8 protein-coding genes are annotated in these 16,789 nt (G+C 43.9%); 6 read left to right on the top strand and 2 right to left on the bottom strand.

Translation table 11 applies throughout. The features are described from left to right. The first annotated feature begins 56 nt into the window (after nucleotides 1-56). Nucleotides 57-7,115, top strand: coding sequence for a LamG-like jellyroll fold domain-containing protein (locus tag QUB56_RS11445; RefSeq protein ID WP_332955265.1), 7,059 nt, complete (start codon nucleotides 57-59; stop codon nucleotides 7,113-7,115). A gap of 381 nt (nucleotides 7,116-7,496) precedes the next feature. On the opposite strand, the gene QUB56_RS11440 is transcribed toward QUB56_RS11445, so the two are convergent. Beyond that, nucleotides 7,497-9,146: an NAD(P)H-hydrate dehydratase gene (locus QUB56_RS11440; RefSeq protein WP_332955264.1), complete on the bottom strand. Its 1,650-nt coding sequence runs from the start codon at nucleotides 9,144-9,146 to the stop codon at nucleotides 7,497-7,499. A gap of 589 nt (nucleotides 9,147-9,735) precedes the next feature. On the opposite strand from QUB56_RS11440, the gene mnmA reads away from it, so the two are divergent. Then, a complete protein-coding gene (mnmA, locus tag QUB56_RS11435; protein WP_332955263.1) occupies nucleotides 9,736-10,827 on the top strand; it encodes a tRNA 2-thiouridine(34) synthase MnmA in 1,092 nt (363 codons plus the stop codon). Nucleotides 10,828-10,954: 127 nt separating this feature from the next. On the opposite strand, the gene QUB56_RS11430 is transcribed toward mnmA, so the two are convergent. Next, a complete protein-coding gene (locus tag QUB56_RS11430; protein WP_332955262.1) occupies nucleotides 10,955-11,536 on the bottom strand; it encodes a hypothetical protein in 582 nt (193 codons plus the stop codon). A gap of 526 nt (nucleotides 11,537-12,062) precedes the next feature. Here QUB56_RS11430 and QUB56_RS11425 point away from each other — a divergent pair. The 4 genes from QUB56_RS11425 to QUB56_RS11410 all read left to right on the top strand — a co-directional run bounded on the left by QUB56_RS11425 (nucleotide 12,063) and on the right by QUB56_RS11410 (nucleotide 16,613). Next, nucleotides 12,063-14,024: a PP2C family protein-serine/threonine phosphatase gene (locus QUB56_RS11425; RefSeq protein WP_332955261.1), complete on the top strand. Its 1,962-nt coding sequence runs from the start codon at nucleotides 12,063-12,065 to the stop codon at nucleotides 14,022-14,024. Nucleotides 14,025-14,101: 77 nt separating this feature from the next. After that, on the top strand, nucleotides 14,102-14,680 hold the full coding sequence (locus QUB56_RS11420; RefSeq protein WP_332955260.1) for a DUF6272 family protein: 579 nt from the start codon (nucleotides 14,102-14,104) through the stop codon (nucleotides 14,678-14,680). Nucleotides 14,681-14,725: 45 nt separating this feature from the next. Beyond that, entirely contained in the window at nucleotides 14,726-15,070 is a 345-nt protein-coding gene (locus tag QUB56_RS11415; RefSeq protein WP_332955259.1) for a slr1659 superfamily regulator, read from the top strand. 70 nt (nucleotides 15,071-15,140) lie between these two features. Then, nucleotides 15,141-16,613: an adenylate/guanylate cyclase domain-containing protein gene (locus QUB56_RS11410; RefSeq protein WP_332955258.1), complete on the top strand. Its 1,473-nt coding sequence runs from the start codon at nucleotides 15,141-15,143 to the stop codon at nucleotides 16,611-16,613. The last annotated feature ends 176 nt before the right edge of the window (nucleotides 16,614-16,789 follow it).

The raw sequence follows: 16,789 nt of genomic DNA, 5'->3' as shown, positions 1-16,789 counted from the left end.
GCCTATGGTATTATGGCCAAGTTCTCATAATATACAGATGCAAAAAAAGTAAAAAAATGCTACTGAGCAAAAAAACACTCCAACACATCAACAGCATCACCCACGAAGGTAAAGTTGTCATCGTAGGCACCGATACGGATGGCAAGATTTGGTACACTGTCAAACAAGATGGTTTTGAAGAACAATACCTCAACCAGAAACCGGAAGAAAGAACAGGTTGGGAAAGCTGGAAACCGCTAAAATTCCCAGATGAATCCGACGATCCGTCAGTTATTGACAAAGAAAGTGAAGAACTAACCCACCAACAAGATGGCTATTTGCTGATGGCATCGCGCTACAGTACTAATTCTCCCTCGCCAATTGCTCCTGTGCAGTTGGTTTCGGGGTTAGGATATATCTATGTTTTCCGTCAGTCGTATTCCCACACCTTGTTCGTGGATCGGTTTGTTCTCGACGGATTGGAAAATACTTTAAATCGTAAGCTAGAAGTACGCTTTAAACGCAGCAAGCAGAGATATAAACCTAGTCAAACTCAAAAAAAAGGGGCAACAGGACTAACGACTATTGACTCCTTAGATTTTAAAGATATTAATGGGAATGAGTTTTATGAACCCACTACTATATTAAATATTATTCCTGGTTGCGTTGATGATGGTTTGTTTTCAGTCGTATTACTGCCTACCAGCGAGCAGGATAAATATCGCTGGCATATTTTCTCCTATAATAGCCAAAACCAAAAAGTTGAACTAACCACCATTCGTGCTTCTGATGACGGACTGTTCGATCTTAAAGACTATACCGTTCTTGACCCTGAACCTCGTACTATTCCCGGTATTATCCAGCGTACCTTGGATTTGGGAAATATTACTGTTGCGAAAGGGTTAACTGCAACTAAATACGACTTACAACGGGAAAGACAAACTGATGACGGAATGCAGCTACTCAAGGAGTCAGTGCGTGTCCTGTTAGCAGTGGGTACCAGTGAGGGAAATGTAGCAACAATTAGTTTTGCTGCTGCTGCTGATGGCACCCTGTCCCAGATTAAAGATCGGCCCGACAGTACCACAATTCTACACAGTACCACTCGTCAAATATTATTGCCTCTGGACACCTTAGAGCAAATCAAAGCCCTTAGCAACTCTAACCCGCCACCCCAAGGAATGATCGCTCGTATTGCAAGAGGAGAAGAAGACGGCGTTGTTCTCACCTCAGACAAAGCTACCGGGTTAGATGAGGTCAAAATTACCCAAGTTAAAGTCGAGGGAAATCAAGATTACAACCGTTTATATTCCCAAGTCACCAAAATTGACGATAATACCTTTGAAATTAGCCCGGAAACTACCAACGGGGGAACCTGGGAAGTGATTCCCGAAGAAGAAGCCGGGCTGATTTATAACGGCATCGTCACAGCCTACGAAATTACACAAACGGGTAAGTTAAAAGTAACTGCTTTCAATCATGGATTAACTAATGGGGATTCGGTACAGATAGTTGATGCCCAAGACTATAATGGCACCTACACCGTGACCAAATTGGATAGCAAGAGTTTTAGCTTAGATGGTGTCAAGTGGCAAGCAGGAACCGCCATCAGTGCGAAACTACAAAGCCAAAAACGGCGGGGAGTCATCTTTGATGGGGTAGGTGATTATATTGAATTACCCTTATCTGGCAAGGTTTTGAGTTCGGATTTTACCGTTGAAGCGTGGATTAAACCTAGTGCCTTGGGGGGAACTGATGTATTAAATAGTATTTTAGGGACAGATAGAAATTCTCAGAATCAGGGACTGCAGTTGATAGTCAGGGGTAAAACTCCACATTTTGGATTTTATGGCAATGATACATTTGGTCAAATAAGTCTCTCAGCAAATACTTGGTATCATGTTGCGTTCCGTTATAGCAAAGACACACAAGAACAGGCAATCTTTGTTAATGGAGTTCTGGATAACTCTACCGACGGACATATTCCATTTGCCGGAACAGATCGGTTAAAAATAGGTTCCTCCTTAGAAGGGAATTATTTTCACGGTTGCATTGCCGATGTTCGCATCTGGAATACAGTCCGCACAGAGGCAGACATCAAAAATAATATGTATCTGCAACTGACGGGTAAAGAACTCGGTTTAGTGGGTTATTGGCGACTAGATGGGATTGTTGAAGGCAAAAAACGTAAAGTTATCGATTTTTCTCTTGAAGGTAATGATGGCATTGTCCACGGTGATGCCTATCTGAGTTCTGTCACCCTTAATCGTAATTTATCCGGGACATCAATAGCAGCAAGTAAATACGAAAATGAAGAATTGTTTGCTGTGTCGGAACGGGCTACTTACACTGAAGAATTTGAGTTCAAAACCAACAGCAATATTAATCCTAATAATGCCGATGGCCAAAATGGTCAAATTTTTGCTTTTACCTACAAAGGTAAGAAAAATCGCAGTTCTCAAAAATGGCACCAAAAAATCTACACAGAGGCAACGGAATTTACCGATTTAGGCGATAATTGGTATAAAGCAAGTTCACGTTTTACGGTACCGGATGGGGTATCGGTGGTGCGTTCTTTCGGAATTAGCGATCTTAAAGGCAATTGGACTACTTTAGATATTCGCAAGCATAAAATTCAGTTAGTTTCTGATAGTATTACTGAGACAAAGTATACGGATAGCGTGACTTTGACAACTTTGGGTGATAGTCAAGCAAAGTTAAGAGTCAAGCTGCAAGAAGTCAAAGTAAAAGAGCAACAAGAAACAGTTATGCTCACAGAAAAACAAGACTTAGAAGCGCGAATAGCTTTGGTGGCAAATCTTGCAAACCTTCAACAAGAGGCTAATACTCAACAAACTTTAGTGAACGCTCTAGTTAACCAAGAGCAAACTCTTCACTCTGCTTATCAGACAGCACTCAATAGTCCCTTTAACTACTTTTGTAAAATCAAAGCAGCGGGGGAAACTAGAAATTGCTATGGAAATAATATCTATATCTTTGCCCAACGCGAGACAGATAAAATCTGTGGATACAATCAGGTTCAAGATCAATGGCAGTTTATTCACCAGGGGGGCAACGTTTATAAAATCAAAGCAGCGGGGGAAACGAGAAATTGCTATGGGAATAATATCTATATCTTTGCCCAACGCGATACAGATAAAATCTGTGGATACAATCAGGTTCAAGATCAATGGGAGTTTATTCACCAACAGAGTAACATTTATGTAATCAAAGCAGCGGGGGAAACGAGAAATTGCTATGGGAATAATATATATCTCTTTGCCCAACGCGATACAGATAAAATCTGTGGATACAATCAAATTCAAGATCGCTGGGAGTTAATAAAAGGCGCTCCCTCAAATACGAATATTGACACTGCCCAAAAAGCTTGGGAAGCCAAAAAACAAGAACTTCAATTAGCACAGGAAAAATTAAAAACGCTTCAAGGAGTATTAAATGCTAGTCTGAGTGACAAAGCGGGATGGGAGACTCGTCTGAAAGAATTGATTGCTCAATTAACTCAAATTCAAACTGAGTTGAACGCTTTAAACACTCAATTGATCGATGATGCTCGAACCATCCAACAAACTCCGCAAACTATGCCATCCCTAAAAACAGATAGTCGAGGGTTAGTAACTCAAGGCGCTTTACTAGGGTTTGTGCGTCCTGCTAGTCGTCTAAGTGCCATTGAAACTTGTGAAGGCAACGTACAACTAAGCTATTTTGACGAGCAAGGACAGATGCGGCTGACTAACTTTGATGCTACTTCTGACAGCCACAATTCTACCTTTGAACAATGGCTGCCCGAGGCTCTTCCTGTTTGTCTGAACTTGGCTAATAATGACAACGCTCACATTCAGTTGCCAAATTCTGTTCCTCTGGGTGATTCATGGACAATCGAAACTTATTTTTCCTATCCGCTACCCATACAAGCAAAGGAAATAAAGGAAGATAAGACATTACTAGAAAATGTTCTTAAACAACTAAACGAGAAGTATCAGTCTCTTACTACCCTTATTCCCAACCGCTTTGACTTTGTTATTGATGGTGGAACCGGATATAGCATTAAAGATGGTGGGGCTGATATGTATGATAATGGCAACATCTTGGGCACCAATTTAGGGAATCAAATTCCCTACTCCGATAATGCGATCGCAACTAATCGGTATGCAGGGAATGGTCGCTACTTCACTCGTATGTATCAAGGACTTTTTGTTTTTGTTGCCGATGTCGATGGCATAAATGAATTTAACATTACGGGAGGTCTCGGTGCCGATGGTGGTGGTGCTGTTGATGGTGCAGTCTTAAGTACTGATATAGAGGGTAAAACCTACAAAGGATTTGTGAAACGGGTTTACAATGCTAGTGACTCGTCGGTTAATCATCTGATCGTTGTAGAATATAACGGATCTGCGACTCACACCTTTAGTTCAAACACAGATCTAGATGAACACCGTGTCTCCAATCTCTCAGGTGTCAAAAGGCTATATTGTTTAGTCTATGCTGGAGCAAATGGTTCCTACATTAATAACACTCAAACCCAGGGATTGATGAATAAATTCTTGGAGTTAATTGCAGATACTCTAGTAAAACCAGAAGTATCCGCTAGAAACTTCTTGGCGACTACAACCAGTAACGACCTCTTTGTGGTTCAAGAATCTAAGCAGTTGGGCGTGGTTGTGAACAATCATTTTTACAACAGTGGCTACAGTCTGGGGCAATTAACTCCTGGATGGCATCACCTAGCTGCTGTGGGTAAAGGATCTACCACAATATTCTATATCGATGGTCAGAAAGTAGGGGATGTCAAGCAAGTATTACTGGATGCAGCCGAAGCCCGCATAAAGGAACTAGAAGCAGCAATACCAGCAGCACCAGAAGCCGGAAAAAAGGAACTACTAACAGAACTCGAAGCGCTCAAAACCAACCAAAAAGAACGACAAGAAACAATCTGCAAAACTGTTAGTAGTCTTTCTACCATCGGTAATAGTACCAAAGGGAAAGAACAATTTGGCAAACTCTCAGAATTTCGGGTGTGGAATATCGCCCTCAGTGACGAAGAAATTGCCGTCAACAGTAAAACCCGTCTCAGTGGCAATGAACCCGGATTAGTCGCTTACTATCCCTTCAATGAAGCCACAGGCACGAGGGTCAGCGATCGTACTGGCAATGGTAAAGATGGTATAATTGTCGGCGCAAGTTGGTGGGGATGTACTGCACCGATTGGTAGCATCACCGGCGATGTCTTAGATGCTCTAGTTAGCTGTGAATATAGCACTATCAGTAAAGACAGGACAGCTATGATGCGGCGGTTTTTTGCGGCTCCTACCTCCCAAGGTGTTAAGGTTTTACCAGATAAACGCATCGAACAATTAGAACTCAAATGGATTGGCAATGGTCAGTTTGCGCCGACGCTTCTGGGCTATGTTGAAGGTGCTCCCCCCATTCCTAGCGAAAACCTGACGATAGAAGAAGGCTACAACGGTGCGACATCGGTAGAATTAACTTTGTCGGAAGATGTAGAGTTTAATTGGAAGCGATCGCAAGATTCCGGTTTAGGAACAACTATAGATATCTTTTCTGGCTCAGACGCAGAAGCGAGTGCAGGATTTGGATTTTCAACAACAGTCGCTAAAGTTCGCGCAGGTTTCAAAGGCAACCTAGACACCACCTACCAATTCCAAAATGAGAGCAGCATTACCTCAAGTTCATCTCTGAGTATGACTGACAAACTACAATTGTGCGGTACTCAAGAACAAAAAGCTTATTTCCCCCACTTAGGCAAACGATTCATCCCCAAAAATGTCGGTTACGCCTTGGTAGTTTCAGCTTTAGCAGATGTCTTTGTCACCCGACTCAAACGCACTGGGACAATGATCGGTTATCAGGTTCTCCCCGTTGAGAATATTCCCCCGGATGTGAATACCATCACCTTTTTAATTAATCCTGCTTATACCATGAGCGGTAGCTTAGACGGCATGACAGGAAGCAGTGCCACCAGTCTACGTTTCTTTAAGCACGTCCCCGAACTGCGATCGCAATTTGGCTCCCTCTACCCTGCTAGTTACTATCGTCTGCAAGAGGCTTATGACCTCAAACAACAGATTGAGCAACAAGATAAAAATCGAGAAGCCTATTTTGCTCAATTTAATTCCCTTTTAGTGGATGAAAGCTCCTTAGGCAGGGAAACGAATAAAGGCGAAGCTCCTGGACAAATCTCTGTCAACCGACTAGAAGACAAGTCAGCGGACAATCTTACCGATGAGGAGAAGAAAGCTGCCGACAAAGAAAAACAGGCAACATTGGAGAAAGAAACTAAGGCAGCGCAAGCTCAACAGTCAGAAGCGGTGGCAAAAAAACAATCAGAAATAGACAAACAAATCCAAGACCAAGAGAAAAAGAGCCACGCTACCGCGAGTTTTGCTAGCTGGCAGAAGAAAATGGAAGACATCCAAATTCGTGCTGGAAAGCGCAACATTGTCAATACTTATGTTTGGGATGCTGATGGTGGTTTGCGCTCCGAGGCACAAAGCTTTGCTAATACTGCTGAACATTCTATTGGTGGCTCCTTTAGCTTGAATGCGGGTTTAGGATTTGAAGGTAAATTTGCTGGGGGTGGAGTCGGAGTGGAGTTAACCGCTCAAGCAACGGTTAATCTGACCCAAACCATGAGTAAAACCGAAAGCCGTAGTAAGGGTATTCAGTTGAATGTCGATTTAAGCGGTGTGGAAAATCGGGGGGTTACGGACTACAACGACTATCCCATCCTACCTGGGGAAAAAGTTGACCGTTACCGCTTTATGAGTTTCTACCTTGAAGGCAGTACCAACAATTTCTACGACTTTTTTAGCTATGTGGTTGACCCAGAATGGCTTGAGTCCAACAGCGAAGAAGCTCGGGCTTTACGACAAGCTAAAGGGAAGGCTAACAAGGCTTGGCGGGTACTGCACCGCGTCACTTACGTTGAGCGTCCAGCCTTGATGGGTTTTGGTCGAGATGTCCGTCAACTTCCTTCCGCCGAATCAACTACGGATCTCGGTCGATTACAAGCCAAAGTGGACAAACTCGAGCAGCAAAATGCAGAAATGCAGCGCAAACTTGACGCAATTCTTAAGAAGTTGGATTCAAAGCCCTAGCCTTTAGGTGCTGATGGGTTGAAAGACAAACGTCATCAACCTCCGGGCGGTCAACTTTTACTCTCTCAAGTGGAACAAGCACAAATTTTGCAAACTTTACAAACTCCTGCCGCTGATAGAGGGTTATGAAACAGTCGCAAAGTTGGTGAGTGGATCGGTTGGTGACGAAAAACCAAAGCTTTATGATATCATTTCCGGTTACACCGTCCGTGATGTTGACTGTTGACTGTTGACTGTTCACGGTCAACAGTCAACAGTGAACTCAAATTTACTATTCCTATGCTAACGGATTTGATATTAAGGGTAAAAAACCTAAAATACGATCGCGCGTTAGAGCCCCGACTTCTTAAAAAAGTCGGAGCTCTGGCTATTCTGTACAAACTAAGAAAATTCTCGCAAAGCTGGAATTAAATACTGGGTCAAAGTAAAGGCATCTACTCCTAATTCCGTCCGTTCTTTGGCTGCCATGATTCCGGCTTGAGCGTGCCACCAAACTGCTGTTGCTGCAACTGATTGGGGGGGAGAATTGCGGGCGATAGCTGTTGCTAATAGTCCCCCTAACAAGCCTGTGAGAACGTCGCCGCTGCCGCCTCTGGCGAGGGCTGGGGTGCTTTCGGGATTGAGGTAGGTGATGGTACGTGAAGCGTAGCTATCCGGTAGGGAATCGCCCTCATCTTGACAGCTTATACAAACTTTGGCTCCTTTGAGCACTATCGTTGCACCGCTCTTCTGAGCTGCTGCTTGAGTTGCGGCAATTCGATGATGACCTGTTTGGTCGGCTAATTCGGGAAATAAACGCTTGAATTCGCCCGGGTGAGGGGTGATAATTGTCAGTGCAGAGCGTTCGGACAAAATCGGGACTGTGCCGAGTTGAGCGAGGATATTTAAACCGTCAGCATCTAATACGAGAGGTCGATCGCTCTCCAGTACAGATTCTACAGCTATTGCCGCTTCCAATGTCAGACCTGGCCCGGCGGCGATCGCATCATAGATGCTCAAATCAATTGCTACTGGCAACTCGCTAATTGCACCGCTGTGGGTTTCGGGACATCCTATAACTAATGCCTCTGGCAACTGACTGCTCAACATGGGTTTAATCGACTCAGGAACAGCAATTGACAGCATTCCGATGCCGCTTGCTCTTGCTCCCAATGCTGCCAAAATTGCTGCTCCGCTGTAGCGGCGGGAACCTGCAATAATTAGTAAGTGACCGTTGGTGTATTTGTGCGAAATTGGCGATCGGGGTAAGGGCAAATGCTGAGTTGCCCATGCTTTTGTAATGCGCTGTATTGCTGGCGTTTCGCCCACTATGGCTGCAATATCTGCTGCCGGAATATCAAAATCAATTAATTCTGAACTGCCGATATATTCTAACGCTCTGTCTTGCAGAAATGCCATTTTCCACAAGCCCAAACATAATGTATGTTTGGCTCGGATTGCCGTTCCCAAAACTTCTCCGGTATCTGTATGAATTCCGGATGGAATGTCTATACTGAAAACGGGGATGTTTAAATTATTTATTTCGTCGATCGCGGCGGCTGTGTGGTTAGTAATTTCTCGTTCTAATCCAAATCCAAATAAACCATCCACGAGCAAATTGCAGTTTTTCAGCCGTTCAATATTGTCAACAAATGGAATATTTAAAGAACGCGCATAATCAGCGTGACTTTTTGTCAGTTCTTTGAGTTGAGAAAACGGGCAGTAAATAACTACTTGGAACCCTTGAAAGTGCAATTCGCGGGCAACAACCAAAGCATCGCCGCCGTTGTGTCCGGGCCCAACCAATACGCCGATAACTGGCAATTGAGAATTAACAAGATTTTTCCCTTCTGGGCTTTTCCCTCTATCCGTTAAATCCCGTCCTGGGCTCGTTGCCGAACTTCCTTCCGCCTTCAAAAGCTGCTGAATGCGTAGGGCAATCAGGAGCGCGACTTTTTCCATTAAAGCTGCTACTGGCATTCCAGCGACAAAGATTCGGGTTTCTATTTGCCGCATTTGGTCGGCGGTGACAACAAATTTTTGAATAGTCATTTCGATTACAGTGGTGGTAAGCTTTCAGCTAACTGCAGCAGTGGCAGTTTGTAGTATCTTAGTGCTACAATAAATTAGCTCGATCGAACAAAGTAACAGTAAAATAGCAATTTCTCCCCAACCGTCAACGACCCAGCTCTAAAGACACGCTCGCTTCTAGCCTAAGACTTAAGTGACAGTTGACCAGAGGTGTACCTGCGTACTACGTTAACGGTAAGAGTTCAAGACCTACCAGGGGATGCTTCGCCTAGTTCCTGCAACCGCGAAATCTAGGATTAAACAGACTTATTGGGTTAAATCAGTGTCCTAGATCGAGTACAGACCGTTAACTAAGGCGCAAGCTAACATCACCCCTCTCATGGAGGCTCATAAAGGAGCAAACATTATGCATACAGGGTTGCAAAATTTGAGATGGTAATTGTCCCATCGAAAGTACATAACAAAAGTACACCTTTTCTAGCAATCCCCGTGTAATGGAAAGATTCACTCGCTTATTGAAATCCCCGAGCGATGCCCAGAGCGTAGCCGAAGGGTCGTTTCCCTCTGTGCACTCTTTGTGACGCTCGTTTCCCACTTACCGATTTTTTTTATGAACAAGATTGTTGTAGGCCTCTCCGGGGGAGTCGATAGTTCCGCAGCAGCCGCAATTTTACACCATCAGGGATATGAAGTGGTGGGTTTAACGCTGTGGTTGATGAAGGGCAAAGGTCAGTGCTGCTCTGAGGGAATGGTCGATGCAGCTAAAATTTGCGAAGATTTGGGTGTTCCCCACCACATTGTTGACAGCCGCGAGGTCTTTCAGGCAAGTATTGTGGATTATTTGGTGGAGGGTTACAGTGCAGGAATTACGCCTCTGCCTTGTTCCCAGTGCAATAAAACTGTGAAGTTTGGGCCGATGCTCAAATATGCTCGCGAAGAACTGGGAATTGAAAAGATTGCTACAGGGCACTACGCTCGCATTACTTACGATGCTGCTACGGGTCGCTATCAGTTGCTGCGGGCGATCGACCCTGCGAAAGATCAGTCTTATTTCTTGTATGATTTAACACAGGATTTGTTGGCGGGTACGGAGTTTCCTTTGGGGGAAATTACCAAGAGTGAAACTCGCAGAATTGCGGCCCAATTTGGCTTGAAAACTGCTGATAAGCCGGAAAGTCAGGATTTGTGCTTGGTGGAAAGTAACGGTTCGATGCGGGCTTTTCTGGATAAGTACATTGCGCCGCAAAAGGGTGACATTGTGGACAAGGCAGGGCGGGTGCTCGGACAGCACGACGGCATTCACCACTACACCATCGGCCAGCGGAAGGGACTCGGGATTGCTGCACCGGAACCGCTGTACGTGATTGAACTCGATGCTGCTGGCAATCGGGTAATTGTGGGCGATCGGCAGTTGGCAGTAGAATCTGAATGTACTGTCGAGAAAGTGAATTGGGTTTCTGTGGCCGAGCCGAGGGCTCCGATTCGGGCTCAGGTACAGATTCGGTATCGATCGCACCCCGTGCCCGCTACCATTATTCCTGTGGAACCCTCCCAAGCAGAGGAAAAAGCTGGTAGTACAAGAGTTAAGTTGATTTTTGACGAACCGCAGTTGAGCATTACCCCCGGACAAGCTGCTGTTTGGTATGACGGGGATGTGCTGTTGGGCGGCGGCATCATCGAAAGAAAACAACTCCCAGCTTGAGGTAAGGGGCACGCTCGCGTGCCCCTTACCTCAAGAAACCTCCCAGAAGAAAATTCACTCTTTGTGAAACAGGTCCCAAAGCCTGTTCCAAAAAAACTTATTTTTCATTTCACAGGCGTACATTTACCTAACTAGCTTTTTTTTCCAAACGCCAGATATTTCCCCTAGCATTAGTGCGGTAAACCCAAGTTTGGCTGCCATCAGAAACCACAACTCGCCAACCTTCCACAATCATTTGACCGCAAATTTCATCAGCTTTCCCGAGTCCTAAACAAGTATCCGACCAACTTTGTCGGCTCGATTCAGTTACTTTCAACTTGTCGGCTCGAATGCCAGTGGAGCGCGACAACTCTCGGCGAATTGCTGCTGCTACGGTTGCGGGCAATTGGTTCGGGGGCTGTGGGCGCGTACCCTCGGCCAACTTTCCCGGTTCGGAAGTTAGACTATTGAGTGCAAATACCAAATAGCTGATTTTTGGGGACACCGCCGCTGAGGAAAATTGCTGCGCGGTTTGCTGCTGTTGGCTTTCCAACTGGGCAAGGGAATATTTGAGAGCGCCCGCGTTAGCTGCTGCGGTGTGTCTTAGCGCCGGATACATTTCAAGGGCCAGAATTCCTGTTAGCACCAAAGCCAATATTAAAGGATTGGGCTGCTTTTCGTCTCGGTTTTGATTGTTTTGAGAGTTATTTTTGGAGATTGGTTTCATCATACGCCCTCTGCCTGACTTTACACAATGCGCGATCGCTCCCGATCACTCAACTGCCGATTCTTGTTTAGACACTGTTGCTCGTGCTGTTAGTTCCTTTTTGTAGAACCAACTTAACTGCTGGTGCGACGCAAGTATTTCCTACTCGCTGCCGGCACTTGTGTTTCAGGAAACTTGCAATACCCATTTATTACTTAATTTTTAGTCAGAGTCTCCGGTTATTAAGAAAAATTTATGTTTAAGTAAATATTCTTAAAAGCATCTACTTCGGCCCCACAACCTCAGTAAAAATGACTATTCATTGTTCCAAAACTGCTAAACGTGTTTTAGACTGTGGGAGGCGAGCTGAGCCGGTGATATCAAAGGGGTTGCGGCACAATTTGTTGCAACAGGATCCAAACGCATTAGAAATTAAGCCAGCTATCGCTGATTAATTGTACCATTCTGGTTTTCAAGAGCGATCGTTCCCGAAGCTATTTTAGTAGCGAGCGCTACTAAAATAGTATAATCTTGTTGAAATGTATCAATTATGGACAGAAAACCCCTAGGAATCCATCTAATAAATCTGCTAAGCTATCCTCAAAAATTTACCTTAATCGGTTTTCTATTTGCAATACCTTTAACCTTGGTCATGTACCTGCTGATTTCCGAAATTAACAGCGGGGGTTATTTTGCTCAAAAAGAAATCTACGGCAATCAATACCTGCGCCCGCTCCGCCAGTTGAGGGAATACATACCGAAACTTCAACTGTTAAATTATCAGAGTTTAAATCCCAATTTAAGCAATTCAGAATCCAGGACAAATTTAGAAGCTAAAATAGAGGCGAACTTTCAATCACTGGCAAATACCGCTCCCCAGCTCGGAAACATATTAATGCCCCGTGAAATTTTAAATAAAACTTATCAATATTGGCCAAATTTAAAACTTCGCTGCACCCAGTGGAGTTTAGAAACTTACGATTTTGTATATCAACGTTTAGCTGCCGACATGGATAGACCGGTCGCTCTATTCTGCCATAGTTATAATCTAATTTTAGACCCAGATTTGGATACCTATTATTTGATAAATGCTACTTTGCTCAATCTTCCAGAAATGCCAAAAATCTTGTCAGAGATTAGGCTAATTGCTCAAATAATTAGCCGGCCTTCCGATGCCACACCAGAGGAAAGAGCGCAACTGATTACTCTTCGGAGCAGATTGAGAGAAATTAATGAGGATTTGGCAATTAATATGGAGCTAGCATTTAGAAATAATCATCAGGGGAATCTGCGACTGAAATTAACACAGAATTTAACAAATTTTAACTCTCAGGTTAAGCAGCTAATTAAGCAACTATATAAAACGATATATCAAAGTATATTAATCAAATATGACGCCTATATTAACGGGAGAAATTTTGCTGGGAATTCATTTTTTAATTTCTGGTATCAAACTGTAAATAATTTGGATTTTTCGCTGCCAAACACAATAAAATTTTTTGTTAAAATTCGCGATTTAATCGATATTTTATTGTTAACCAAAAGAGCTATTTTTATAGAATTTTACGGCGCAATTAGGCAAAATCTATTTGTTATTGACGAAGCGTCAAAAAAGAGGGCAATCGCCAATCTATGCCACAATATTATTTTGAATAACAGAGATAAACAAGGGCAATTTGTGGGCGCGTTTAAGATGATTGCCGATGCCTTAATTGGTAGAAATCAAAAAAATACTCTTCTCAAAGATCGCCTAAAAGCTGAAAATATGCGAATGATATCCGAACTAGACCTTACTCGCAAAATTCAGCAGATGCTGCTGCCAAAAGACCGAGAGCTCAAGGAAATTATCGGCTTAGATATTGCGGGATTTATGGAAGGTGCTGAGGAAGTAGGCGGCGACTATTACCACGTACTCCAGCACAAAGGTAGAGTGAAAATTGGCATGGACGATGTTACGGAACATGGATGGGAGAGCGGCGTTTTAATGATTGTGGTTCAAACGGCATTCCGAACTTGGCTCGCTGACAATGAACCAGAGCCGATTAAAATTTTAAGCGCTATTAACAGTGTAATTTACGATAGTGTGCAGCGCCTGAAATTCTTTAAAAACGCCAGCCTTGCTTTGCTAGACTATCAGCAGGGAATGCTGAAGTTGAGCGGCCAGCACGAAGAAAGGATTGTCGTGCGGTGTAACAGTTGTGTCGAGGGGTTGGATACCATCGATTTGGGTTTCCAGATCGGGCTGGATGCAGAGATTGCTGATTTTTTTGTTGAAACAAGGGTGCAGTTGTATTCAGGAGATGTGGTAGTGCTGTACACTGACGGAATTACAGAAGCTGAAAATATGGATAAACTGCTTTATGGTTTAGATAGGTTAATTGAGGTAATAGAGATTAATTGGCAGCGTTCGGCTGCCGAAATCATGCCCGCTGTAATTAAGGACGTGCGATCGCACATCGACAAACAAAAAGTTTTTGATGGCATCACATTGCTGGTTCTCAAACAAAAATAGCTAATTAAATCTCACTTCTTAAGTTTAAAATAGATTCAGGAATGTTCCTCTTATCAAACTTTACCTCTCACATCGATATGATTCAGACTTTGGGCGATTTCATCGAGTTGCCAGCTAGCCAAGAATACTTAATAATTGGATTTTCCCCGAGTTCGATTCCCCTGCAGCAGCGGTGGCGGAACAACGGTTTGTCGGCGGATTTTATGGCTGAATACTTGGCGACTTTTTTTCCGGGCAACGAAGACGATTCCTCGACAATTGAAAGACAAGCTGAAATTAAAAGCGCTGTTAGCTACATTGCTAACGAGTTATTAGAAAATGCGATGAAGTTTAATAATGAAACCTCGGAGTACCCGATCAACATTAAACTGCAATTAGAGAGCGACGGAGTGATTTTCTCAGTTGCTAATAGTATCTCTCCGCAAGGTGTAGACAAGTTTCAGGCTTACATTCAGCAGTTGCTGGTCTCCGAACCCAGCGAGCTTTACATTCAGCAGTTGGAAAAAAATGCTGTTGAGGAAAGCTGTACCGATTCTGGATTGGGTTTGTTGACTATGCTCACCGATTATACCGCCAAAATCGGCTGGAAGTTCCAGACCGTACACCAAGACCCGGAAGTAATTGCGGTGACAACGATGGTGCAATTGAGATTATAAGCAACACTGGCGATCGATAATATCTAAGGGACTTTTTTTGCGACAATGGAAATTAAGACAGAAGATTACCGGATCTGTTACGATCCAGCAACGGCAACCGTGAGTTTTGTTGGCTCTCTCAGGCTGAGGGGGCCTACGGAGTACGAACCGATACTGCAGTTACTGGGCAAGGTGGCCGAGGTGGAACCGGCGAAAATTACCCTCAATTTGCAGCAGTTAGAATTTTTGAACAGTGCTGGCATCAATATGCTGTCGAAGTTTATTATCGAGGAGCGCAAAAAAGCCCGGGTGGAAATGGCAGTACAAGGTTCTCAACGCATAGCTTGGCAAGGTAAATCTTTGAAGAATTTCCAGCGCCTGATGCCTGGTTTGCAGTTGGAATTAGTATAGACACACGATTACTTTTAGGGCGCGGGCTGTTGAGCAATTTTCTGTTAGTCGAGGCGCAAATTCTCGCGTTATGCTGGAAGAACAACCATCTAGAGAACACCTACTTTTAGAGATAGAAAGATTGCGCCAGCAAGTGAAAGACTTGAAGGAGGAAAAAGCGGATCTGGAAATCTTGCTGGAAACTACTGCTGAACATTCCGATACGGTTGAGACTGAGTTGCGCTCTCGGGCATTCGAGGCGGTTCGGGAAGGCGAAATCAAGCTGGCTCAATTTCTGGAAGCGATTCCCATAGGCGTAGCCGTACTCGATTCTCAAGGCAAACCTTACTACATCAATCGCGCCGGACAGCAGTTACTCGGTCAAGGGGTTTTGCCACTAAATTCAGTTGAGGATTTGTCAGAAAGTTATCAGCTTTATATCACGGGAACTGATACTCTTTACCCTTACGAAAATTTGCCTATCGTCCGAGCTTTGAGGGGCGAAAACGCGACGGCTGACGATCTGGAAATTCATCGACCCGACAAGAAAGTTCCCATTGAGGCTTCGGGAACTCCTATTTTTGACGGTAACCAAGTTGCTTTTGCGATGGCAGTTTTTCAAGATGTCGGGGAACGCAAACAAGCTGAAACCGAGCGCCATAAATTTATTGAAAAACTTTTTGAACTCAATCAAAATTTGGAAAAATCCCTGGATGCAGAATCAGAATTAACTGATGCCTACGGGCGATTTGTGCCGCATCAATTTCTAAATTTGTTGGGATATGAAAGTATTATAGATGTCAATTTAGGCGACCAAGTGCAGGAGGAAATGTCGGTGCTATTTGCGGATATCCGCGACTTCACGACGCTTTCGGAAACTATGACACCGCAAGAAAACTTTAATTTTATCAATGCTTACCTTTCGCGGATGGAGCCGGCCATTACTAGCAATAATGGGTTTATTGACAAATACATCGGCGATGCAATTATGGCTCTGTTTAGTGACTTTGCAGATGATGCAGTGAAAGCGGGTATTGCAATGCTAAATATCCTGACTAATTACAACCAAGACCGTCAGCGTGTCGGCTACGTCCCGATTCAAATTGGCATTGGCATTAACTCGGGTTCTTTGATGCTGGGGACAGTCGGGGGTAAAAGCAGAATGGACAGCACTGTGATTAGCGATGCTGTTAATTTGGCATCTCGCATTGAAGGATTGACCAAAGATTACAGCGTACCTCTGTTAATTTCTCACCAGACTTTGGAACGGTTGCGAAATCCTGCTGATTATGCTATTCGGATTGTGGATAAAGTACAGGTAAAAGGAAAATCTCAATATGTCGTAGTCTATGAGGTATTTGATGCCGATCCGCCGGAAATTAGGTCGGCAAAGCTAGCAAATTTGCCCGTATATACTGAAGCTATGTTACTGTGCGAGCGCAAGCAGTTCCGAGAAGCGGGAAAATTGTTTGAAGAGTGTTTGCGGACAAATCCGAGCGATCAGGTAGCTCGTATTTACCTGAAACGCTGTCGGGATTGGCGATCGCTCCTCAAAGGAATTTAAAGCAAGTCAATCGATTTGAGATTTTAGATTTTAGATTAAAGAATTGAAGCATTGACTCCACGGATAAATTCGGGGGGCAAGTTTCATCGGATACAGGTTTTTTATACCAATTTTCAAAAATCATGCAACAGTAGCTAGGGCTGACAAAATGTAATCCCATCCAGTTATAGATGCTA

The sequence above is a fragment of the Microcoleus sp. AR_TQ3_B6 genome (assembly GCF_036702785.1).
In the GTDB taxonomy this organism is placed as follows: domain Bacteria; phylum Cyanobacteriota; class Cyanobacteriia; order Cyanobacteriales; family Microcoleaceae; genus Microcoleus.
The sequence above is the reverse complement of the archived record's forward strand: the minus strand, read 5'-3'. Positions and strand labels throughout refer to the sequence as shown.

Excerpts from the sequence above, each read along its gene's own strand:
- QUB56_RS11425 (WP_332955261.1), top strand. The coding sequence starts at position 12,063 with ATGGACAGAAAACCCCTAGGAATCCATCTAATAAATCTGCTAAGCTAT.
- QUB56_RS11445 (WP_332955265.1), top strand. The coding sequence starts at position 57 with ATGCTACTGAGCAAAAAAACACTCCAACACATCAACAGCATCACCCAC.
- QUB56_RS11410 (WP_332955258.1), top strand. The coding sequence starts at position 15,141 with ATGCTGGAAGAACAACCATCTAGAGAACACCTACTTTTAGAGATAGAA.
- QUB56_RS11420 (WP_332955260.1), top strand. The coding sequence starts at position 14,102 with ATGATTCAGACTTTGGGCGATTTCATCGAGTTGCCAGCTAGCCAAGAA.
- QUB56_RS11440 (WP_332955264.1), bottom strand. The coding sequence starts at position 9,146 with ATGACTATTCAAAAATTTGTTGTCACCGCCGACCAAATGCGGCAAATA.
- QUB56_RS11430 (WP_332955262.1), bottom strand. The coding sequence starts at position 11,536 with ATGATGAAACCAATCTCCAAAAATAACTCTCAAAACAATCAAAACCGA.
- QUB56_RS11415 (WP_332955259.1), top strand. The coding sequence starts at position 14,726 with ATGGAAATTAAGACAGAAGATTACCGGATCTGTTACGATCCAGCAACG.
- mnmA (WP_332955263.1), top strand. The coding sequence starts at position 9,736 with ATGAACAAGATTGTTGTAGGCCTCTCCGGGGGAGTCGATAGTTCCGCA.